General features: G+C 34.3%; 16 protein-coding genes and 1 pseudogene. 14 read left to right on the forward strand and 3 right to left on the reverse strand.

The window, feature by feature from the left end; all coding sequences use genetic code 11:
- The first annotated feature begins 212 nt into the window (after positions 1 to 212).
- The 5 genes from ACW2QF_RS01615 (at position 213) to ACW2QF_RS01635 (ending at position 5660) form a co-directional block, all read left to right on the forward strand.
- Entirely contained in the window at positions 213 to 932 is a 720-nt protein-coding gene (locus ACW2QF_RS01615) for an IspD/TarI family cytidylyltransferase (protein ID WP_455714245.1), read from the forward strand.
- 26 nt (positions 933 to 958) lie between these two features.
- On the forward strand, positions 959 to 2023 hold the full coding sequence (locus ACW2QF_RS01620) for an NAD-dependent epimerase/dehydratase family protein (RefSeq protein ID WP_455714246.1): 1065 nt from the start codon (positions 959 to 961) through the stop codon (positions 2021 to 2023).
- Positions 2010 to 3164: a CDP-glycerol glycerophosphotransferase family protein gene (locus tag ACW2QF_RS01625; protein WP_455714247.1), complete on the forward strand. Its 1155-nt coding sequence runs from the start codon at positions 2010 to 2012 to the stop codon at positions 3162 to 3164. The genes ACW2QF_RS01620 and ACW2QF_RS01625 overlap by 14 nt, the downstream gene beginning before the upstream one ends.
- Positions 3165 to 3183: 19 nt before the next feature.
- Positions 3184 to 4248 (forward strand): polysaccharide pyruvyl transferase family protein, encoded by a 1065-nt coding sequence (locus ACW2QF_RS01630; protein ID WP_455714248.1) that lies wholly within the window; start codon positions 3184 to 3186, stop codon positions 4246 to 4248.
- 152 nt (positions 4249 to 4400) lie between these two features.
- Positions 4401 to 5660, forward strand: coding sequence for a polysaccharide pyruvyl transferase family protein (locus tag ACW2QF_RS01635; protein WP_455714249.1), 1260 nt, complete (start codon positions 4401 to 4403; stop codon positions 5658 to 5660).
- Positions 5661 to 5724: 64 nt separating this feature from the next.
- Here the strand turns inward: ACW2QF_RS01635 and ACW2QF_RS01640 are convergent, their stop codons facing one another.
- Entirely contained in the window at positions 5725 to 6132 is a 408-nt protein-coding gene (locus ACW2QF_RS01640) for a hypothetical protein (RefSeq protein WP_455714250.1), read from the reverse strand.
- A 165-nt stretch (positions 6133 to 6297) separates the two neighbouring features.
- Positions 6298 to 6714: pseudogene (locus tag ACW2QF_RS01645) on the reverse strand (DUF1796 family putative cysteine peptidase).
- Between the two features lie 353 nt (positions 6715 to 7067).
- Between ACW2QF_RS01645 and kdpA the strand changes: the two are divergent.
- The 6 genes from kdpA (at position 7068) to ACW2QF_RS01675 (ending at position 17205) form a co-directional block, all read left to right on the forward strand.
- Complete coding sequence (gene kdpA / locus ACW2QF_RS01650; RefSeq protein ID WP_455714251.1) at positions 7068 to 8819, forward strand: potassium-transporting ATPase subunit KdpA; 1752 nt, start codon at positions 7068 to 7070, stop codon at positions 8817 to 8819.
- Between the two features lie 14 nt (positions 8820 to 8833).
- Positions 8834 to 10879 (forward strand): potassium-transporting ATPase subunit KdpB, encoded by a 2046-nt coding sequence (kdpB, locus tag ACW2QF_RS01655; protein WP_455714252.1) that lies wholly within the window; start codon positions 8834 to 8836, stop codon positions 10877 to 10879.
- A gap of 212 nt (positions 10880 to 11091) precedes the next feature.
- The gene (gene kdpC / locus ACW2QF_RS01660) at positions 11092 to 11697 is read left to right on the forward strand and encodes a potassium-transporting ATPase subunit KdpC (protein WP_455714253.1); all 606 of its coding nucleotides are present in this window, start codon (positions 11092 to 11094) and stop codon (positions 11695 to 11697) included.
- 3 nt (positions 11698 to 11700) lie between these two features.
- Positions 11701 to 14391: an ATP-binding protein gene (locus ACW2QF_RS01665; protein ID WP_455714254.1), complete on the forward strand. Its 2691-nt coding sequence runs from the start codon at positions 11701 to 11703 to the stop codon at positions 14389 to 14391.
- Positions 14392 to 14712: 321 nt separating this feature from the next.
- Positions 14713 to 15432, forward strand: a complete 720-nt coding sequence (locus ACW2QF_RS01670) for a response regulator (protein ID WP_455714255.1) — start codon at positions 14713 to 14715, stop codon at positions 15430 to 15432.
- Between the two features lie 174 nt (positions 15433 to 15606).
- Positions 15607 to 17205 carry an acyl-CoA carboxylase subunit beta gene (locus ACW2QF_RS01675; protein ID WP_455714256.1) on the forward strand — a complete coding sequence of 533 codons (1599 nt, stop codon included), beginning with the start codon at positions 15607 to 15609 and terminating at the stop codon, positions 17203 to 17205.
- Positions 17206 to 17319: 114 nt separating this feature from the next.
- On the opposite strand, the gene ACW2QF_RS01680 is transcribed toward ACW2QF_RS01675, so the two are convergent.
- Positions 17320 to 18795 carry a methyl-accepting chemotaxis protein gene (locus ACW2QF_RS01680; protein ID WP_455714257.1) on the reverse strand — a complete coding sequence of 492 codons (1476 nt, stop codon included), beginning with the start codon at positions 18793 to 18795 and terminating at the stop codon, positions 17320 to 17322.
- 215 nt (positions 18796 to 19010) lie between these two features.
- On the opposite strand from ACW2QF_RS01680, the gene ACW2QF_RS01685 reads away from it, so the two are divergent.
- From ACW2QF_RS01685 to ACW2QF_RS01695, 3 genes are all read left to right on the forward strand, one after another.
- Positions 19011 to 20024 carry a tetratricopeptide repeat-containing glycosyltransferase family 2 protein gene (locus tag ACW2QF_RS01685; protein ID WP_455714258.1) on the forward strand — a complete coding sequence of 338 codons (1014 nt, stop codon included), beginning with the start codon at positions 19011 to 19013 and terminating at the stop codon, positions 20022 to 20024.
- Between the two features lie 66 nt (positions 20025 to 20090).
- The gene (locus ACW2QF_RS01690) at positions 20091 to 20540 is read left to right on the forward strand and encodes a signal peptidase II (RefSeq protein WP_455714259.1); all 450 of its coding nucleotides are present in this window, start codon (positions 20091 to 20093) and stop codon (positions 20538 to 20540) included.
- 698 nt (positions 20541 to 21238) lie between these two features.
- On the forward strand, positions 21239 to 23131 hold the full coding sequence (locus ACW2QF_RS01695) for a bifunctional homocysteine S-methyltransferase/methylenetetrahydrofolate reductase (protein WP_455714260.1): 1893 nt from the start codon (positions 21239 to 21241) through the stop codon (positions 23129 to 23131).
- Positions 23132 to 23279 lie beyond the last annotated feature (148 nt).

The following is a 23279-nucleotide window of genomic DNA, read 5'->3' on the forward strand; positions in this document are numbered from 1 at the left end:
ATATTAGAAATATTATTGACTAATTAAACTTAAACACTGTTATCTGATTTATATTATGACGATATCAGATTTGTCTAAACATTTTATATTATAAGCGTAACTACAGATAAAAATATCAATCAACATAAGAAATTAATAGGAATACTAAATTATAGAAAGGGTAACTAATTTATTCAGAATTAGTTCTGAATGAATTATGTTAGGGTGAGAATATGAATGTTGGATTAATATTTGCAGGTGGCACTGGGAGCCGAATGAATGTAAAAACTACACCTAAACAGTTTTTGACTTTACATGGCAAAGAGATTATTATACATACGTTAGAGCATTTTGAAGAATGTAAACAAATAGACTCAATTATTGTAGTGTGTATAGAACCTTGGATAGAATACTTAAAAGAGTTGCTTATTAAGTACTCTATAAAAAAAGTAAAATGGATAGTTGCAGGTGGAGAGACTGGACAAGATTCGATATATAACGGAGTTAAGACGATTTATAAGGAATGTCCTCATAATTCTATCGTGTTAGTCCATGACGGAGTTAGACCTCTTATTGATACAAAATTAATTGAGGAAAACATTGCTTGTGTAAAAGAATTCGGTACAGCAATTACAGTTGTTCCATCAATAGAGACGGTTATTATGGTAAACGAGAATGAATGTATAGAAAAAATAGCTGATCGAAAACAATGCATGATGGCAAAGGCTCCACAATCCTTTTATCTAAATGAATTAATGGATGCTCATCAAAAAGCAAGAAAAGAAGGAAAGCATGATTTTGTAGATTCAGCATCAATTATGAGTCACTATGGATATAAATTAAAAACGGTACAAGGTGGTTATGAGAATATAAAAATAACTACACCATCAGATTATTATATTTTTAGAGCACTTAGTGAGGCAAAGGAAAATATACAAATGTTTGATGCTTAGTTAACAACATAACTGGAGGATAGGAAATGAATTCAATAAAAGAATATCAAGAAATGTTTGAGACAGATTGTGAATGGGAGAAGTTTAGAGGAAAAACTTTTTTGATTACTGGAGCAACGGGTTTGATAGGAAGTCATATAATAAAAGCGTTATGTGTGCTAAATAAAGAATTCTCTGCAGAGGATAAAATCCGCATTATAGCTGTTGCAAGAGATGAAAAAAAATTTTTAAGTATCCTTGATGAATATACAGAAGAAACTGATATAAAATTTATTTCCAATAATATAGTGAATCCTTTAGATATAGATGAAGATGTGCATTATATTATTCATGGAGCAAGCGTTACTAGTTCGATGGAATTTGTAAAAAAACCAGTAGAGACATTAAATACAACATTTCAAGGAACAAAAAACATGTTGGAGTTAGGAGCTAAGAAAAATCTTCTTTCTTTTGTTTATCTCTCGTCATTAGAAGTATACGGACAAGTAGATAATGACCTTGAAAAAATTAATGAAAAAAATTATGGTTATATTGATTTTCTAAATGTACGTAGCAGTTATTCAGAAGGAAAAAGAGTAGCAGAATGTTTATGTACTTCATATGCAAAAGAATATAATGTTCCAGTATGTATAGCAAGATTATCACAAACTTTTGGACCAGGTGTTTCCTATAATGATGGACGCATTTTTGCTGAATTTTCGCGTGCTGTAATAGAGCATAGAAATATTGTTCTTCATACTAAGGGAGATACAGAACGAAGCTATTGCTATGTTATTGATGCAGTTGATGCTATTTTAAGGCTATTATTACGAGGTCAAGTTGGAGAAGCCTATAATATAGCAAATAAGGATACGTATATATCCATAAGAGATATGGCAGTACTAGTCTCTAAAAGATATTCCAATTCAAATACTAAAGTTGTTTATGAACTAAGCGAAAATGAAAAATATGGATATAATCCTACCGTAAAGATTAATCTAGATACAGAAAAGATTGAAAAAATTGGTTGGAAACCTAAAGCAAATTTAGAGAAGATGTGTGATAATTTGATTGATGATATGAAGAAAAGAGATTACCATGAAGAAGATTAAGAATACTACATTAATTTCTATTTTATATTATGTTTTCCGTTTGTTTCCTATATCTTCAAAAAAAGTAGTATTGTCTAATTATGTAGGAAAAGGATATGGATGTAATCCCAAATATATAGCAATTGAATTGCTTAAAAGAAATAAGGGCTGGAAACTGGTATGGCTTACGGAAAATATTGAAACTGGTTTTCCAAAAGAAATAGCAGTTGTACAACAGGATACAATAAAAGCAATATTCGAGTCTGCTACAGCAGGAGTTTGGATTGATAATCAGAGAAAATTACCTCACCATAAAAAACGAAAAAAACAAATATTTATAGAGACTTGGCATGGTGGGGGAGGGCCTATTAAGAAAATAGGTGCTGATAATCCAAGTAATGTAGGTAACATACCATATTATAAAACATCACTACACATGGATAAAATTGTTGATGTTATGATATCAAACAGCACTTGCTGTAGCAAAATCTACAGAAGTGCATTTTTGTATCATGGTGAAATATTAGAAAGTGGGTATCCAAGGAATGATATTCTTGTAGATAAGTGGAAAGAGGGGAAGGAACGTGAAAAAGTTTATAGTTTTTATAAACTAGATAACAACGTGAAAACAGTACTCTATGCTCCAACTTACAGAAATAAAAGAGATTTGGAGCCATATTCATTAGATTTGCCTGCAGTATGTAAAGTCCTTAAGGAACGTTTTTCAGGTGAGTGGAGAATTTGCGTACGGTTACATCCATCTATGCAAAAGAAAGCTATAGAATTAGCGTCTGGAGATAATATTATAAATGTATCAAATTATGACGATATGCAAGAGTTGTTGGCAGCAAGTGATGTACTTATCTCTGATTATTCCAGTGTTATAAGTGAATTTGCATTAACTGGAAAACCAGTATTCCTATATTCAACAGATATAAATTCATATGCTAAAGAAAGAGCTTTCTATTGTGATTATAGAAAACTGCCTTTTCCATTAGCAGAAACTAATTCTGAAATGTTAGTTAATATACGAAACTTTAATAACGACGAATATCTAGATAGAGTTAATATATATATGTCTGAAGTTGGTATGATGGAAAAAGGAAATGCAGCAGAACAAGTAGTAGATTGGTTAGAAAAAAAGTGTAGCAAAAGTCAATAGGAAGGATTTGAATAATTACGTGTTAAAATTATTGTTGATCGGATTAAGAAATGGACAAAACTTAGGAGATGTTGTAATTAATGAATGTACAAAATATCTTGTTCATAAAGCACTTGAAAAGTATGGCGTAGTTAATGAATGTACAGTATTAGAATTGGATATGGAGAAAGAAGAGTATGATATTGTCGATAAAGTTGATTGTATTGTTTTTGTCGGTGGTGGTATAGTAAAGTTTAAATACCAGAAATTCTATGAATATATTGATAAAATAACATGCATAGCGGACAAAAATAATATACCTGTTTATTTTCATGCAGTTGGTGTAGAAGGTTATGATAGTGAGGATGATAAATGTAAACTTTTAAAGAAGGCCTTAAATCGAGATTGCGTTAAACAAATAACAGTTAGAGAAAATCATGATATTTTAACTAGTAATTATATTACTAACTCGAATATTAATACTGCTACCGTTTCCGATTCAGCTGTATGGTCACCAGAAACATTCAATATAAATAAAAAACAAGGGACATGTATCGGACTAGGGATGATAAGAGAAGGTATTTTTAGATCAAATGGAATAGATATTGGGTTTGAAGAATTGCTACAATTTTGGTCTGACATAATACATGAATTGAGTATAAGAGGTTTACCGTTCAAATTATTTACAACAGGTTGGCCCTCAGATATGAAGTTTATCGATAATTTCTTTAAAGCTGTAAAATGGGATGAAGATAAGTATAATGAATTGGTTATTTCTGTATCTAGTCCAGAGGAGTTAGTTTCTACAATATCAAAATTTCGAGGAGTAATTGCAGGTAGATTACATGCAAATATAATTTCGTATTCACTAGATATACCATCTGTGGGCCTTGTTTGGAATGATAAGTTAAAGCGATGGGGAGAAAATATTATGTATCCAGAGCGCTTTTTCTCGTATAAACAATGGGAAGCAGAAAAAGTAGTAGATACATTGGTTAAAGGTATTGAGCAAGGGTATACAAGAGTAGATTATTCATCATTTAGGAATACTTCAATGAAATCAATTGAGGATATTATAGTGAGTATGATAGTCAAGAAAATTTAATCGGTATCAAGAAAATCTTATATAATTAATAAGCTGATAAGGGTTTGGGTTACCTTTATAAACCTAATTATATTATAAGGAGAAAGTATTACTTTTAAAATAATACATTAATTAAGATGAAATACGGAATAATAACATATTCACAGCGTCCAATGCGAGACAAAAATTTTGTAACTAGATTAAATATAGGAGATCCTATACAGACCTTGGCAATGAAATATTTATATCAAGAGATGGGAATAAAGGGAGATTTAGTTGAGATTAGTAGATACCATGCTAAAGATTACCAAGGAGATAATGTAATATTACCGTTTCAGTGTTTTAATAGAATTTATAATCAATTTGGTCACCCATATGGAACTTTGCCTGTCTCTGAGGCAATTCATCCCATTTTTTTTAGTTTTCATTTGCATTCAAGAGCATTGGATCATGACATAATACAACAATTTAAGAAATATCAACCTATAGGTTGTAGAGATGAAGAGACTAAGTTGAATATGGAACGAAATGGAATTGAAGCCTATCTAACAGGGTGTGTAACTGCACTCTTACCAAAAAGAATAAACGTTCCCAAAAGAAAAAAAGTTTTTTTCATTGATGTCCCAAATAGTTTAAAACCACATATTCCTGCAGAATTATTGCAAGAAGCTGAATTTCTTGAACATCACATAGTTTTCGAAAGATTATCAGATGATCCAATAATGACAGAAGACGAATATAATGAGTTCTATAGAATCGCTAAGGAAAGATTAAAACGCTATGCAGATGAAGCAACACTAATTGTAACTTCTAGATTGCATGCAGCATCTCCATGTATGGCAATGGGGATACCAGTTATTATGGTAAGTGATAATTGGGATGGTAGGTTTTCATGGCTAGAAAAATATTTACCTCTATATCTTCCATCAGATTTTCATAAAATTAACTGGAATCCTCAACCTGTAGAATATGAGGAAGAAAAAAAAGTTATTATCAATTTACTTAAGAACGCCCTTCTTCAAAATAAAGTAGAAAGAGATAGTTGGTTAGAGGTGGATCAATATTATTGTGATAGAGATCGTATTAAATATAATAGGACAATAATAGAAGAATTAGAGACTTTACCAATATGGAATAAAAGAAATATAAAATTCGGTATTTGGGGACTTAATACACTGGCACAGACAATTAAGAATGTTATCCTTGATCAGAAAAAGGATTGGAAGTTTGTTGCGGCTATTGATAAATCGTCAAATGGTTTCTTTGAAGGAGTTAAAGTAAGCAAGCCGCAGCAAATTCCAGACTTAGACTCAGATATTGTATATTTGGTTATTCCGAAAAATGCACATGATGAAGCTGAGTCTTTATTCAAAAAAAATCATCAGGAAGTTATTTATTTTAGTAACTATAGATTTAATTATTGCAAATATTAATCTAAAATGTACTTAATTAGATTCTAGAGATATACCATACGTCAATGCAAGCTCACCATAAACTTTATTCAATTCCCACGGGTGTTAATCCTTCATAAATAACTCTTTTAAAAGACTCTTGAGAAAAATTCATATCTTTAAGAGTCTTTTCTATTTCAGTTGTATTTCCATAAATACAAATCAAAACGAATAAATCTGAATTATGCGCTTGAAGACTGGATATATTTTTTACTTCTAAAGTATCATTAATTTTCCCAATCTTATCAGGATTACTATCTACAATCCAACCAATCTTGACAGAATCTTTAGACGAATTTAAGTGTGCGATGATTTTTCTTCCAGCACCACCAAATCCCCATATTACTAAAGTTTTATTAGCAATAGAGCGCTTTAAGTCCTGAATAAGCCAATCTTGATAATCGATTAAAGAATAGCGAGAAAGGACTTCTTTCCAGTGTGCATGATTACCCATCCAGAAATCGTAAGATAAGTCGGGTTGATTTGATATCTCATATATATGTACATTTTTGTAACTAGTAGATATTGGATTAACATCACTAGTACTAACTGTATTTATAATTAGAAAATCAATTTTAGCATTAGGATTTAATTGTGTTAATTGTAGTAAGTAATCAATTTAATTAATATTAACATTGGTTCGTACAAATAATATAGAATTTTTTGAATGAAGTAAATTTTTAAAACGCCTTATTCGACGTGTATATTTATCAATAAATTTATTATATTCGTCATCGAATGATTTGTTAGATTCAAAATCATGCAAACTTATAAATCCAGTAATGGAATCCGTGACGAATAGATGTTTCTTGCCTTTGTCTTCTATTATTTAATTTTCTTTTAAAAAGAATTGATTCCAATCATTTAATAAGGTATCGACTACAGCGTTAATATCATTGGTAATTAACCAGTCAAAGGGATTGGATTCAGATCGTAATTTATTTAGACGCATTTGATGTGCGGTCATACAACGTTCGCCTAGGCTACACACCATTTCATATGAGTTTTGTTTTAAAGATGTATTCGTTTCCTGCATATTTAATTCCTCTATTATTTTTAGTTAGTTGGGTTTCCTATCTTTTGTAAATAAGGTATGGTTTATTATATCATGAAAGTAGGGTACCCTCAATATTATTCTTATTTAATACCCTTTATCCTATTATTACATATAAGCTACTTACCTGCTAGGTACAAACTGGATCAATACACCGATTTCATGCCAATTAATAATTTAGCTTATAATGATCATTTTAATCCAATTTTAACACCATCCCTAAAACCCATAACCCCAATTTAATACCACCTCTGTTAATCTATTCATGTAAAAATCAATTAGGAGTGAATTCAGTAGAGTGAATTCCTATTTGTAGTTTGTTAGGAGGAGCATACATGGAAACAGTAATACAGTACATCATATATCTGCTAATATTAATTGCACTAGCCATACCCCTTGGCAGATATATCGGAAAGGTTATGAACGGAGAGAAAGTCTTCTTATCAAGGATAGTTAATCCTTGTGAGAAATTAATTTATCGGTTGTTACATATTGATGAAAGTGAAGAAATGACGTGGAAGAAATATGCCATATCAGCGCTAGTATTTAGTGGGTTATTCTTAGTAGTACTATTTTTGATAATTATGTTACAAGGTATTCTACCATTAAATCCAGAAAAATTAAGCGGAACAAGCCTGGATTTAGCATTTAACACAGCAGTTAGTTTCATTACCAATACAAACTGGCAGGCATATAGCGGTGAGTCACAGTTATCCTACTTTACACAAATGATTGGATTGACAGTTCAGAATTTCGTATCAGCCGCTGTAGGTATCGCAGTATTGTTTGCACTAATTCGAGGATTTACGAGAGTGAAAGCAAATGGAATTGGTAACTTCTTTGTAGATGTTACAAGAACAATTCTTTATGTATTATTACCTCTATCCTTAGTGTTATCAATACTTTTGGTATCCCAAGGCGTTGTACAAAACTTTAAGAGTTATGATACCGTTCAACTTGTTGAACCAGTTACCACAGAAGATGGAACTGTAATAACAGAGGAAGTTGTTCCAATGGGACCAGCAGCAAGCCAAATTGCTATTAAGCAGCTGGGAACAAATGGTGGTGGATTCTTTGGTGTTAACTCAGCACACCCATTTGAGAATCCAACCATATTTTCTAACTTGCTAGAGATGATATCCATATTGTTAATACCAGCAGCGTTATGCTTTACATTTGGAAGAAATATCAAAGACAAGAATCAAGGGAGAGCAATCTTTATAGCAATGATGGCGGTGTTAGTAATAGCACTTGCAAGTGTTGCAGTGAGTGAACAATTTGCAACCCCTCAGTTAAAAGGCTCTGAAAATGGTAGCGGTGAGCAGGTGGCTCTAGGTACCAATCAGCAAGCAGGTGGTAACATGGAGGGCAAAGAAGCCAGGTACGGCATTGCATCTTCTGTTACATGGGGAGTATTCACAACAGCGGCTTCCAATGGTTCTGTAAATTCCATGCATGATTCTTATACACCACTTGGTGGAATGGTACTGATGTTATTAATGATGCTTGGCGAAGTTATCTTTGGTGGAGTTGGTTGTGGTTTATATGGAATGTTAGGATTTGCGATTCTAACGGTGTTTATAGCTGGACTTATGGTTGGTAGAACACCAGAGTATCTGGGAAAGAAGATTGAACCCTATGAGATGAAGATGGCTGTGTTAGTTTGTTTAGCAACACCAGTAGCAATACTTGTAGGTAGTGGGATTGCAACCTTGGTTCCATCGGTAGCAGATGGCCTGACTAATACAGGCGCACATGGATTCTCAGAAGTATTATATGCTTTTGCATCAGCAGGAGGAAACAATGGATCAGCATTTGCTGGGCTTCTGGCAGATACCACGTTTATGAATATTGCCATTGGTTTATGTATGTTATTTGCTAGATTTGTACCTATGATAGCTACTCTTGCTATTGCTGGTAGTTTGGCTAAGAAGAAAAAAGTTGCTTCCTCAGCAGGTACACTTTCCACATCAAACGCCATGTTCGTAGGATTATTGATCTTCGTTGTTTTATTGATTGGAGCATTAAGCTTCTTCCCAGCAGTGGCACTTGGGCCAATTGCTGAGCATTTACAGATGATTTCTTAGGGGAGGGTATAGCAATGAAAGATAAGAAAATGTTGTTACGTGCGTTAAAGGATTCGTTTAAAAAACTATCACCTAAGACACAGATAGCAAACCCAGTTATGTTTTTAGTATATGTATCAGCCATATTAACATCATTCCTTTTTGTATTATCTTGTTTTGGAATTCAAGATGCTTCATCTGGATATATACTAGGAATTACAATTATACTTTGGTTTACCGTTTTGTTTGCTAATTTTGCAGAAGCAATTGCAGAGGGGCGAGGAAAGGCGCAAGCAGATGCATTACGTGCATCGAAAAAAGATGTAGAGACGAAGAAGTTATATACAGTTGATAATAAAGATAAATTTGAAATCGTATCTTCGGCCACATTAAAGAAAGGAGATCTGGTATTTATCCGAGCAGGAGAACAGATTCCTGCAGATGGGGAAGTTATAGAAGGTGCGGCTTCCGTAGATGAAAGCGCTATAACAGGAGAATCAGCTCCAGTTATTCGTGAAGCAGGTGGTGATAGGAGTGCAGTAACAGGTGGTACTATGGTAACTTCTGACTGGATTGTTATTCAGGTAACATGTGAGGCTGGAGAAAGCTTCCTTGATAAGATGATAGCCATGGTTGAGGGTTCTTCACGTAAGAAGACACCAAACGAAATTGCATTACAGATTTTCTTAGTAGCATTAACGATTATCTTTATATTAGTAACTGTATCATTATATAGTTATAGTATTTTCTCAGCAAAGCAAGCTGGTGTAGATAATCCAACGTCCATTACTTCCTTAATTGCATTGTTAGTTTGTCTTGCACCAACTACAATCGGAGCTTTATTATCGGCTATTGGTATTGCTGGTATGAGCCGTTTAAACCAAAGTAATGTACTTGCAATGAGTGGTAGAGCAATAGAAGCAGCAGGTGACGTTGATATCTTAATGCTCGATAAAACAGGTACGATTACATTAGGTAATCGTCAAGCTTCTGAATTTATTCCTGTTGATGGACATACGGAACTGGAGCTAGCAGAGGCTGCTCAATTGGCATCCTTAGCGGATGAAACACCAGAGGGACGTAGTATTGTAATATTGGCAAAAGAAAAGTTTGGGATTAGGGAACGTAACTTAGAAGAGTTACGTGTGAAATTCGTCCCATTTACGGCTACAACTAGAATGAGTGGTGTGGATTTAAAAGATGCCTCCGTTCGTAAGGGAGCAGCAGATTCCATAAAGGATTATGTTAATAATTTGGGCGGCAAATACAGCAGCCAGTGTGATGAAATAGTAAAATCAATAGCCAACAAAGGTGGGACACCTTTAGTTGTTTCAAAGAATGATGAAATCTTAGGAGTCGTATATCTTAAGGATATTATTAAAGCAGGTGTACATGAAAAATTCGCAGATCTTCGTAAGATGGGTATTAAGACAATTATGATCACAGGAGATAATCCTCTAACAGCAGCAGCTATTGCAGCAGAAGCTGGAGTTGATGATTTCTTAGCAGAGGCAACACCAGAAGGTAAATTACAGATGATTCGTGATTTCCAAGCGAAAGGACACTTGGTAGCAATGACAGGTGATGGTACCAATGATGCACCAGCTTTAGCACAAGCAGATGTGGCAGTTGCCATGAATACAGGAACGCAAGCAGCCAAAGAAGCTGGAAACATGGTAGATTTGGATTCTTCACCAACCAAGTTAATTGATATCGTTAGAATTGGTAAGCAATTATTAATGACGAGAGGTAGTCTAACAACATTCAGCATAGCCAATGACTTAGCCAAATATTTCGCCATAATACCAGCATTGTTCCTTGGGTTATACCCTGAATTATCTGCACTGAATATTATGCATCTACATAGTGCCGAAAGTGCTATCTTCTCAGCAATTATATACAACGCATTAATTATAGTAGCACTGATACCACTTGCATTAAAAGGTGTTAAATACCGTGAATTATCAGCAGGAAAATTGCTATCCAGAAACTTAGTGGTATACGGACTTGGTGGTATTATAACACCATTTATATTCGTAAAACTAATCGACGTATTACTAGTTGCAACTGGACTGTTTTGATTTCTTTGCATATAGAGAGTTAATTAAAGTAGAAAAGCAAAACTCTTAATAGTGTAGACCTGCTTCTTATCTAACGTACTATGACTAAGAAACGATAGCGAAACACCTAAAGTACTTAGGTGTGCAGCGTGTTTCGTGTCATAGTACGTTAGCTAAGAAGCCATGAAAGCCTAGATAGAGTTTTGCATTCAAGCAAAAATGGAGGAATTGGAATGAAGTCATTTAAGACATTGCTGAAACAAGCAACAATATTTATACTTATAACCACGATACTATGTGGTGTGATTTATCCGCTTGTTGTAACAGGAATTTCGCAACTATTCTTTAAAGATAAAGCAAATGGTAGTATAATAGAGGCAAACGGGACCAAATATGGAAGCGAGTTACTTGCCCAAAAGTTTACAGAGGATAAATATCTATGGGGACGTGTCATGTATGATAATACAGGAACTTATAAGGATTCTAGTGGAAATGCATTATATTATGCAGGAGCATCTAATCTTACACCCGCAAGTGAAGAATATCGTTCTCTAATTATAGAACGTGTTAATGAAATGAAAGCTTCAAACCCTACTATGGCAGGTCAAGATGTACCAGTAGATTTGGTAACTGGCTCTGGTAGTGGACTTGATCCACATATCAGTGTAGCTGCAGCGATGTATCAGGTAGATCGAGTTGCAACAAGTAGGAATGTATCAAGAGAAGAAGTTGAGAACATTATTGAAAAATATACTACGAACAAATTATTCGGTGTACTTGGTGAACAAGTAGTGAATGTTCTTCAAGTTAACCTAGCCCTTGATGGGATTTTGGAGTAAACGATGGAAGATGGAAGGATAGATCCAGAGGCAATTCTAGACCGAATTGCCTCTGATGAGGAAAATTCAAATAAAGGGAAATTGAAAATCTTTTTTGGCTATGCAGCTGGTATAGGGAAAACTTATGCCATGCTGCTAGCTGCGCATGAGGAGAAAAAAGTGGGTGTAGATGTAGTAGCAGGTTATATTGAACCCCATGCTAGACCAGAAACCATGAAATTACTAAAGGGGTTAGAGTGTTTACTACCTAAAGTAATATCATATCAATCGATTGAACTAAATGAATTTGATATTGATAAGGCGTTAGAGAGAAAACCAGATATTATCCTAGTGGATGAGTTAGCGCATACCAATGCAGCCGGAAGCAGGCACCTTAAGAGATATGAGGATATTCAGGAGTTACTGAATGCTGGAATTAATGTCTATACCACCGTAAATGTGCAACATATTGAGAGTTTACATGATTTAATTGCACAAACAACAGGTGTTAGGGTAAGAGAGAGAATTCCAGATTCCGTATTTGATGAGGCAAACCAAATAGAGATGGTAGATATACAGCCGGAGGAATTAATTGCTCGTCTCGAACAAGGTAAAATATATAAGAAGGACCGTGTAAAGAACGCACTTGGAAACTTCTTTACGGAGGATAATTTAATAGCGCTACGTGAAATTGCATTACGAAGAATGGCAGATTGGGTTAACCAAGAACAGAGTAAATCCATTCATCAACTAGGTAAAGAAGGAACAGCAGGAGAGCATATCCTTATGTGTCTTTCCCCTTCTCCATCTAATGGTAAGGTAATCAGGCAAGCGGCAAGGATGGCAAAGGCATTTCATGGTAAGTTTACTGCATTTTATGTAGAGACACCAGAATCCGCAGATATGGATAAAGAAGATATTCAAAGATTACGGGAGAATACAAAACTAGCAGGCCAATTTGGTGCCAACACGGTAACGTCATATGGTAATGATATTGTAGAACAGATTGCAGAGTATGCTAAGTTATCCAAGGTAACCAAGGTTGTACTTGGGAGAAGCTATAGTAAGAGAAGTCTGTTTTTGGTAAAAGAGAGTTTCTCGGAAAGACTTGCTAAATTATGTCCCTCAATAGAGATATTTCTTATTCCAGATAGTTATGATCAGATGTATCGGAAAAAGAAGAAAAAGAAGACAACTGTTCAGCCTTCTGTAGTAACTATGGATATTATTATGGTAATGTTATTGTTAGGAATTTCAACAGGGATAGCAGAATTGTTCAAACATATGAATTTTCAAGATTCCAACATTGTTATGATATACATACTAGGTGTGTTAGTAACGGCACTAATAACAAGGTATAAACTTACAAGTTACATATATAGTGTTAGTACCGTATTCATTTATGATTTCTTATTTACAGATCCTAGATTAACAATTACGGTACACGACGGTGGCTATGTTATTACTATTATTATCATGTTAATTATGTCCTTACTTAGTTCAACCCTTACACAAAAGGTAAAGAGTGAAGCAAAGATATCCGCAAAGAAAGTTTATCGTACAGGAATATTGCTTGAAACTAGTCAGAAGTTACTGCATAGTAAGAATACGGAAGATATTGCATTAAGAACGATAAGGCAATTGGGAAAATTATTAGACAAGACAATCTATTGCTATATAGGTGATCCAGAGAAGAATCAGCACCCTATTATATATCATAGAGGTAATAATATATCAACACATATACCCAAAACAGAACTAGCAGTTGCAACCTGGACATATAAGAATAATAAACATGCAGGAGCATCAACAACAACTTTACCAGGTGCCAAATGTCTCTATATGGCTGTACGTAATGGCGATCATGTATTTGCTGTGATTGGAATTGAATTAAATGGTGAAGTTATTCAAGCATTTGAACAAGGGATTGTAGTTGCAATCTTGAATGAATGTGCATTCGCTTTTGAAAAAGAAGAACTATTGACAAAGGAACGGGAAGTAGCAATTCGGTTAAAACAGGAACAATTACGTGGCAATTTGTTACGTTCTATATCACATGACTTAAGGACTCCATTAACTAGTATATCGGGAAATGCCAGTATGCTTATTGAGAATTCTGAGCTTTTTACCGAGGATAAGAAGAAAGAAATATATGAATATATTTATGATGATTCCATGTGGTTAATAAATCTAGTTGAAAATCTTCTCAGTGTAACTCGAATTGAGAATGGAACAATGCGATTGGAAGTGGAACCAGAACTAGTCGAAGATGTTATAGCAGAAGCGATGAAACATATTAACCGTAAGGCAAGTGAACACCATATTACGATTGAAGTAGAAGAATTACTAGTGGCTAGAATGGATGCAAAGAGAATAATCCAAGTAATTATTAATTTAATGGATAATGCAATCAAATATACACCACCTGGATCAAATATTGAATTGGAAGCTTATAAAGCTGGAAATAATGTAGCAATCGAAATAAAGGATGATGGTCAAGGCATATGCGAAGAACAAAAAACCAAGATATTTACTATGTTCTACACAGCCAATGATTCAGTTGCTGATGGACGAAGAGGAATGGGCTTAGGCTTAGCGTTGTGTAAATCAATAGTTGAAGCACATGGAGGAAAGATTGACGTATTAGATAATAAGCCTAAGGGAGCAATCTTTCGCTTTACATTGAAGTTAGAGGATTTATCTATGTTTAATTAACTAGTATGATTGAGAGGAGCAAATCTAAATCTGCTTCTTAGCTGGCGTACTATGACTAAGAAACGATAGCGAAACATCTAAAGTACTTCTTAGTGTGTACTTAATCAACATAGGAATGCGAGGCATGGAAGCCGAAGCAAGCCTGAGCTGAGGCAGGATGCCGAATCGAAGGCGGTTCCGTACCTTTTAGACATACTTACAGTACACACCTAGAAGTACTTAGATGAGTAGCGTGTTTCGTGTCATAGTACGCCATCTAAGAAGCTATGAAAACATAAAAAGAGTTTTGCGGTCACCACAACCTAGAGAGGAGGTTTTTAAATGATAAATCAAAAATCCAAGATCCTAGTAGTTGAAGATGATAAGCCCATAAGAAATCTAATTACAACTACCCTTGAAACCCAAGATTATAAGTACATAGTTGCCGAGAATGGCGCTAGTGCTATTCTAGCGGCTACATCTCATAATCCAGATATTATTTTGCTAGATCTTGGTTTACCTGATATGGACGGAGTTGAAGTTATTAAGAAGGTACGATCTTGGTCAATGCTTCCGATTATAGTGATCAGCGCTAGAAGTGAAGATGATGATAAAATCAAAGCATTAGATGCGGGAGCTGATGATTATCTTACGAAGCCATTTAGTGTTGCAGAACTTTTGGCTAGGTTACGGACCACCTATCGAAGGCTACAACATATAAATGGTTTAATAGAAGATACCAATCAATCTTATTTTATAAATGGAGATTTAAAAATCGATTATCCGACTGCGACAGTAACAGTGAGGGATCAGGAGATTCATCTTATGCCTATCGAATATAGTTTGATTTGTCTGTTGGCTAAGAATATAGGTAAGGTACTTACCCATCGTTTTATCTTAGATCATGTTTGGAGCAATGCCATTGAATCGGATAAGTCATCGTTACGTGTTTACATGGCTTCACTTCGCAAGAAATTAGGAACTGGTGATAATACAGAGCAATATATACAGACTCATGTGGGGATAGGATACCGCATGGTTAAAATGGAGAATCCTAAATAGGGCAATATACCCAAATTACTTTGATTATCAAAATATTTTACTTGAAAAAGAATTCATAATAGGTTATAATCTATTTTGCAATAAAGGAAATGTTTGAACACTGCATTTTGTGGGTATAGTGGTAATGTGTACCATTGTTCAAATATAATAGTAAAATAAGTGAGGTGTACTTTCTTGGAAGAACAGAAATCATCAATATTTCCTGCAGGAATAACAGAATTAAAGAATAAGATTGCAGAAAATATTCCATTCATGAGAGAAAAAGAGTCGGAGTATGCAGATAAATATAAGTTAGAGAAACAACATGAAAAAGGAAAATTACATGCCATTGAACGTATTACAATGATCCTAGATAAGGACACGTTCAAAGAAATTGGCTCAAGAGTAACGAATCACAAGAGTTCATTAGGATTACAGGAAGACACATTACCTTATGATGGTGTTATCACAGGGTATGGATTTATTAAAGGTCAAAAAGTGTACATATATTCACAAGACTTTACAGTCATGGGAGGTACACTTGGTAATGAGCATGGAAAGAAGATTGCTCATATAATTGAACTAGCAATTAAGACAAAATGTCCAGTAATTGGTATCAATGATTCGGGCGGTGCTAGAATTCAAGAAGGTGTTAATTCCCTCGCAGGATATGGTGATATCTTCTACATGAATACCTTGGCCTCTGGATATATTCCACAGATTTCAATCATTGCTGGTCCATGTGCGGGTGGTGCAGTATATTCTCCTGGTATCACAGACTTCATTTTTACAATTGATGACGTTAGTAACATGTTTGTTACGGGGCCAAAGGTTATTAAGAGTGTAACGAATGAAACGGTTACAGCAGATGAATTAGGTAGTGCAAGAGTACATTCCACAATAAGTGGGGTAGCTCATTTTAGATATGAAACAGAAGAAAAATGTTATGAAGGTGTACGTAATCTTATAGATACGATTCCACAATATTATGGAGACAAGCGTACCTTTAGGCAAGAACCATATGTAAATAAGAATCAAAAAGCATTGGAATCTATTTTACCTGAGCGTATGACGCAGGGGTATGATATGCGTAATGTAATTAATGAAATGTTTGATAAAGATAGCTTCATTGAAGTACAATCGGAATTTGCAAAAAACGTTGTAGTTGGTTTTGCTAAGCTAAGTAATATTACCGTTGGTATTGTTGGTAGTCAACCAAATTTTGCAGCAGGTGTTCTTGATTGTGATTCAAGTGATAAAGCCGCTAGATTTATTCGTTTTTGTGATTCTTATAATATTCCACTCATTACATTGGTTGATGTACCAGGATTCATGCCAGGTTTAAATCAAGAGATGAAAGGAATTATTAGACATGGTGCTAAGTTGCTTTATGCATATTCAGAAGCAACAACCATCAAATTAACGGTTGTACTTCGTAAAGCATACGGTGGAGCATATATTGCTATGTGTAGTAAACATCTTGGAGCGGACTATGTTTATGCATGGCCAACAGCAGAGATTGCTGTTATGGGAGCAGAAGGTGCTGTTGAGATTATCCATAGCAAAGAACTTAAGACTGTTCCAAAAGGTCAGATTGGACAATTTATTAATGAAAAAGCAGCGGAATATCGTGATTCATGTATGAACGGGGAGTTGGCAGCTAAATACGGATACGTAGATGAGATTATTGACCCATCTGAAACAAGAGAAAGATTGTATTCCGATTTAATTATGTTACGTGGTAAGAGCGAATTAACTGTTGTTCGTAAGAAACATGGTAATATTCCATTATAGCAAGCGCAGCACAAAATAAAATCCCAAGAAGGTGACTCCTATGGCAAATATAAGAGTATACGTCATAGAAGCCACCTTCTTGGGATTATTTTTACGGGTATAAGCCTTTTAAGCCTAAACCTCAGTACTGATTTCTAATAAATCTTTTGATATTTGCTCGACTTTTTGGAAGTTTTCCTCCATGGATTCGGTTGCATTGTTTTGAATCTTTGTAGCCTCCATTATAGAATTTATCTCATCTAGAGAACTATGTACTAATTCACTCATATGGTTAGTAATATCAACCACTTTATCACTGTGGTTCTTCGAGGTCTTGCTACAATCAGATAATTTCTCTGCAGTTTTCTTTGTATCCTCTTGAAGTTTACCTAATTCGTCTGCACGTGTTTGTGCTAATTCAATCTTGCGAATACCATCACCAACTGATTGGCAATTTTGATTTACAGATTCACGAACTAATCGTATTTCCTCAAGGATATTATTAATGATATTAGCTATATTGCTACTAGACTTTTGTGATTCGTCGGCTAATACACGGACTTGATCAGCAACCACAGCAAAACCTCTTCCATTTTCTCCGGCTCTAGCAGCTTCAATTGATGCATTTAGTGCTAATAGATTGGTTTGTCCAGTTATGTTAGTAATTGTTTCTGCAAAATTAGAAATATCAGTAATGCATTTATCTAGATTATCAATGGCAGTATATGTAGAGTTAGCTGTTGTCTCAATTTCTTTCATGCTAGAAACTGCGTCTTTCATGAAATCTACATAAGCTTTGGTCTCATCATAAGTTCTATCTGCTATCGCTATCATGCTATCAGTCTCATATGCCATGGTATCAGCAATATCTTGCATCTGACAGATACTCTCTTGTGTTGCTTCCACTTGTTCAATACTACTTTTACAATCCGCAAGGGTTTTTGTAACAGCTTCTACAATGTTAGTGTTAGCTTGAACATTTTCATTCATTGTGCTTGCTAAATTGTCAACGACCTGTACTAATTGCTTTGAAGAATTCTCACAATTCGATACAACTCTTTTTATATTTTCTGTATTATGTAATGTATTCATCAATGTTCTAGTAGAGTCTGCTAGACTTATGAATACAGCAGACATTATGACATACTCAAGTGTATAGCCTAACATGTGTCCTATTGCATCTGCAAAAATCGCACCTTTTTTGATAAATAAGGAGAGCATTAATGGAACAAATGCGATAATACAGATATTTCGGGTGAATTTTCTATCAAAGTACATACAACTACATGCTAAGGCAAGTCCATATGTCATATAGATACCCATTGAGTTATATGAACCCATTACAGATATAGTAATTGCAATTGAGATAATGCTAACATATTTCAGTATATTCATTGGTATATTCATACGCAGCAGTATGGATGGGCTGACTGTACACATTATACCTAAGATACTCATAATAGCAAGACTTTCATAACTTGTTTTCCATATCTTCAGAAAAGACATTAAAAACAGGATAGGAAATGCTAGGGTCATCCATAGCAAAACTTTTGCTAATTGTTTGCACACTCGTAAATCATTAGTTTCAAAAAAAGATGATGTTTGCTCCATAATTCACTTCTCCTAACGTATTTAGTAATTAACCATAGCCTGTCATGATATTGGTCAATTCAACTAATTATAACATATATTACTATTATTTTAAATGATTTAATATCATATAATACTAATTTATAATTATGCATGTCAACCTTTTCATATATATAGCAGGATGATATAATTAATCAATAGGCTGATAGTAAAGAAAGCAAAAGAGGAGGTTACCAATGATTACGATTACAGCATGTATGATTGTAAAGAATGAAGAAGAAACATTGGAAAGATGTCTGAATAGTTTGAAGAGTCTTGTCGATGAAATTGTAATTGTTGATACTGGGTCTACAGACCGTACGAAGGAAATAGCAAGAAAATATACGGATAAAATATATGATTTCACATGGATACACGATTTCTCAGCTGCTAGAAATTATTCTTTCTCTAAGGCAACAATGGATTATATCTATGTTGCAGATGCGGATGAAGAAATTGATAGAGAGAATCAAGAAAAATTTTTATTCCTAAAAGAGGCCATGCTTCCAGAGATAGAAATCGTTCAAATGTATTATACAAATCAATTAGAATATGGAACCACGTATAATTATGATAAAGAATATCGACCTAAATTATATAAAAGACTTAGAGAGTTTAAGTGGCAAGATCCAATTCATGAGACTGTAACCTTAGATCCAGTTATCTATGATAGCGATATCGAGATTATACATCGTCCAACTGAGTCACATGCAAAACGAGATTTTAATAATTTCTATGTTGTATTGAATAAAGGTGAAAGGTTATCGCCAAAACTAATACATATGTTTGCAAAGGAATTGTTTATAGCAGGTGATGATGAAGATTTCATTAAAGCAGGTACGTATTTTAATGAATGGCAAAAGGACACTACAAGAACACTAGAAGAATGTGTATATATACAGTGTGTCTTAGCGAAATACGCAAGGTTACAAGGAGATATCGAACTACTAATGAAGGTATCACTTAAGAACATAGCATCAAAGTCAAGTTCAGAAGTCTGCTATGAACTGGGAGAACATTATTTTGAGTTAGGTGATTATGAAGAAGCTCTTATATGGTACTATAATGCCGCATACGAGACAGAGTGTCAGCTAAATATACATTATGGAGGCGATTACCCATTAAAAAGATTAGCAGAATGTTATGGTAAGCTTGGTAATGTAGAACAAATGAATGCATACGAAGAACTAGCCATGAATTGGAGCGTGTAGACTCCACATTTGTGCGTTACTACGTTATAAGCCATCTGGTACCCATGAAAGGAGAAAGATTAGAATATGTTATACATTGGAATAGCAGGAATCATTTTTTTAGTTGATTTATTTATTAAGGATTATATCGAGAAGAATAAGAAGATGAATGAGGAAGAAGAAATCTTTAATGGTAATATTATAGTTACAAGATATCATAACAAAGGAGCAATGCTTAATTTCTTGGAGAAGAATACAAAGCTTGTTATATTCATATCAGGTGTTTTATTAGGTGGTCTTCTTCTTTTACTTGGTCTGCTGATTCCTAGAAAAGGTAACAAAGTATTGAAATTTGCCTTAGCTTTATTAGTAGGAGGAGCTTCAAGTAATGTGTATGACCGTGTGAAACGCGGTTATGTCGTAGATTATTTTTCATTCAAATGGCTGAAAAAGGTAGTATTTAATATAGCAGATTTATTCATTATCGTAGGAAGTATCCTAACAGGAATCTGTATGTTCTTTAGAAAAGAAGGTTAATGTTCATAGCGTATTGTTTAAGGCTCTGTTCCATTCTATTATTGGTTTCTACAAATAATAGAAGGAAGGGGGCCTTCTTTTAGTTACAATATCATGAATTTTTCTGTTTTAATTCGTAATTCTTTTATCCTATTCATTATCTTTCTCTTTTCTTGTTTTTCTTGGTGATAGGGTTTTTATAAGTTTCTTCAATTGCTATTGATAAATACTATAGCTAGATATCGGTTTTATGAATAACCAAATATACTGTTCAGTCATTGACTTTAGCACACTAATTTAATACAATATCAAAAATAACCTAAATTAGATGATTATCAAAAGTTAATAAAGCAAAACTCTAATTAACGTAAATCTGCTTCTTAGCTGCCGTACTATGACTAAGAAACGATAGCGAAAAACCTATAGTACTTCTTAGTGTGTACTTGAATAACATAGGAAGGCGAGGCATGGATGCCGAGACAGCCTGAGCTGAGGCAGGATGCCGAATCGAAGGCGTTTCCGTACCATTTGGATAACCTAATATGTACACACATAGAAGTACTTAGGTGTGTAGCGTGTTTTCGTGTCATAGTACGGTAGCTAAGAAGCTATTACACATGTACACAGAGTTTTGCTCTCAATACCTAATAAACACAAGTACATCAATGACTTTCAATGAATAAATATCCCCTATACAAAAATGCAAGGAGGTTCAAAGGATGGAGAAAACATTACTAGAGAAGTTACAAGAAGGTACTATCCTTATGGATGGCGCCATGGGTACATACTATGCAAAGAAGAACGGGGACTCCAATGAGATGGCGGAGTGGGCCAATAAGAATAATCCAGAACTTATCGTTACTATCCATAAAGAGTACATGGAAGCTGGAGCTTCTATCATTCGAACGAATACCTTTGCAATAAATTCAGTTGTTATGGAAATAGATGAGAAGGAACAAAGGGAACTAATTAAGAAAGGGTATCAGTTAGCAAAACAAGCAGTGAAAGAATTCGAACAAGAAAATAATTCTTCCGTATATATAGCTGCAGATATCGGACCAATACCAATCCATGGAGAAAGTACGGGGGAGGAAATCGTAGAAGAATATAAGAGAATATGCGAGACATTCTTAGAAGAAGGCGCAGATATTTTCTTGTTTGAAACATTTCCACAAGTTAACATCTTAAGAGAGGTTGTATCCTATATCAAAGCCACTAAACCAGATGCCTTTATTATTACGAATTTCTGCGTAAATAAGAACGGTTATACAGTAGCTGGTATCCATGGCAATAAACTTCTGAAAGAAATATCGGATATAGAAGAAATCGATATATGCGGCTTTAATTGTGGGATTGGTTCTGGACATATGTATCAGTTTTTGCAGTCAGTACAGTTTCCAACGAATAAAAAGATTGCAGTATTACCCAATGCAGGCTATCCAGAGCAGATGTATAGTAGAATGATATTTAATAATAATATCAGATACTTTGCAGAAAATATGAGTAAGATTCAGCAACTAGGAATATCCATAATAGGTGGCTGTTGTGGTACAACACCTGAGTATATTAAAGCATTGTCTAATGTAAGTAATAGTAATCAAGTTCATAATGGACAGGTAGAAGTAATACAAAGAGATATTCAATCTAAACCTAATAGCAAAGTAGATAAGAATAAGGAAGATAAGAATAAAGAAAATGAGACGAAGCCCATTTCTAGATTTGATAAGGAACTAGAAACTAGAATACATAAGCAGGAAACGTTTCTAGAACGTCTAGAGTCAGGGAAGAAAGTTATCGCTATTGAATTAGATCCTCCATATGATAACAACGATGAGAAGCTTATGAATAGCGTGGAAGCACTTAAGAATACCTCAGCTGATATAATCACCATAGCAGATTCACCAATGGGAAGAAGTCGTGTGGATTCGTTATTAATGAGTTTGAAGATTGCAGCAAAACATGAAGTCCCTGTTATGCCTCATGTTTGTTGTAGAGATAAAAATATGATAGCGATGCGCTCAACATTACTTGGAGCTTATGTGAATGGAATTCGTAATCTTCTTGTGGTTACAGGAGATCCAGTACCAAGTGAGCAACGTTTATCTACAACCAATGTATTTGACTATAACTCCATTCATCTTATGCAGTTTATCAAGCAGATGAATGAGGAACATTTTGCTGATGATCCAATTCAATATGGTGGGGCTCTTAATCCAGGGCTTGGAAGAGTTGATAAGATTGTGGAACGGATGGAACGTAAGATAGAAGCTGGTGCAAAGTATTTTTTGACACAGCCAATATATGACGAAGAAACAATTGAGAAAATTCATTATATCAAGGAGCATGTAGATACTAAGATATTATGTGGAATTATGCCATTCGTAAGTTATAACAATGCTAATTTTATTAAGAATGAGTTTTCTGGAATTCGTGTTCCAGATGAGATTGTTTTACGATATTCAAAAGAAATGGATAAGGAAGAAGCTGAAAATGTAGGAGCTTGTCTTGGTAAAGAATTAGTGAAGAAGTTAGAACCGTATGCAGACGGTTATTACATTATGCTTCCATTCAATCGCGTCTCCATGTTTGAGAAGATGAATCTGCAACTTTAATATATTATTATGGTACAGAGGTTAAGTGACTAAGCTATCTTATTTGTGATATGATAATTCTGAGAACCTATACAACTGTATAGTTACGAAGAATAGGATAAAGTACTATGGAAATCCTAGTATAAATGTAACTAGCATAGTTAAGCTA

The organism is Anaerosporobacter sp. (genome assembly GCF_965301125.1).

Excerpts from the sequence above, each read along its gene's own strand:
- ACW2QF_RS01615 (WP_455714245.1), top strand. The coding sequence starts at position 213 with ATGAATGTTGGATTAATATTTGCAGGTGGCACTGGGAGCCGAATGAAT.
- ACW2QF_RS01620 (WP_455714246.1), top strand. The coding sequence starts at position 959 with ATGAATTCAATAAAAGAATATCAAGAAATGTTTGAGACAGATTGTGAA.
- ACW2QF_RS01625 (WP_455714247.1), top strand. The coding sequence starts at position 2,010 with ATGAAGAAGATTAAGAATACTACATTAATTTCTATTTTATATTATGTT.
- ACW2QF_RS01635 (WP_455714249.1), top strand. The coding sequence starts at position 4,401 with ATGCGAGACAAAAATTTTGTAACTAGATTAAATATAGGAGATCCTATA.
- ACW2QF_RS01640 (WP_455714250.1), bottom strand. The coding sequence starts at position 6,132 with ATGGGTAATCATGCACACTGGAAAGAAGTCCTTTCTCGCTATTCTTTA.
- kdpA (WP_455714251.1), top strand. The coding sequence starts at position 7,068 with ATGGAAACAGTAATACAGTACATCATATATCTGCTAATATTAATTGCA.
- kdpB (WP_455714252.1), top strand. The coding sequence starts at position 8,834 with ATGAAAGATAAGAAAATGTTGTTACGTGCGTTAAAGGATTCGTTTAAA.
- kdpC (WP_455714253.1), top strand. The coding sequence starts at position 11,092 with ATGAAGTCATTTAAGACATTGCTGAAACAAGCAACAATATTTATACTT.
- ACW2QF_RS01665 (WP_455714254.1), top strand. The coding sequence starts at position 11,701 with ATGGAAGATGGAAGGATAGATCCAGAGGCAATTCTAGACCGAATTGCC.
- ACW2QF_RS01670 (WP_455714255.1), top strand. The coding sequence starts at position 14,713 with ATGATAAATCAAAAATCCAAGATCCTAGTAGTTGAAGATGATAAGCCC.
- ACW2QF_RS01680 (WP_455714257.1), bottom strand. The coding sequence starts at position 18,795 with ATGGAGCAAACATCATCTTTTTTTGAAACTAATGATTTACGAGTGTGC.
- ACW2QF_RS01685 (WP_455714258.1), top strand. The coding sequence starts at position 19,011 with ATGATTACGATTACAGCATGTATGATTGTAAAGAATGAAGAAGAAACA.
- ACW2QF_RS01690 (WP_455714259.1), top strand. The coding sequence starts at position 20,091 with ATGTTATACATTGGAATAGCAGGAATCATTTTTTTAGTTGATTTATTT.
- ACW2QF_RS01695 (WP_455714260.1), top strand. The coding sequence starts at position 21,239 with ATGGAGAAAACATTACTAGAGAAGTTACAAGAAGGTACTATCCTTATG.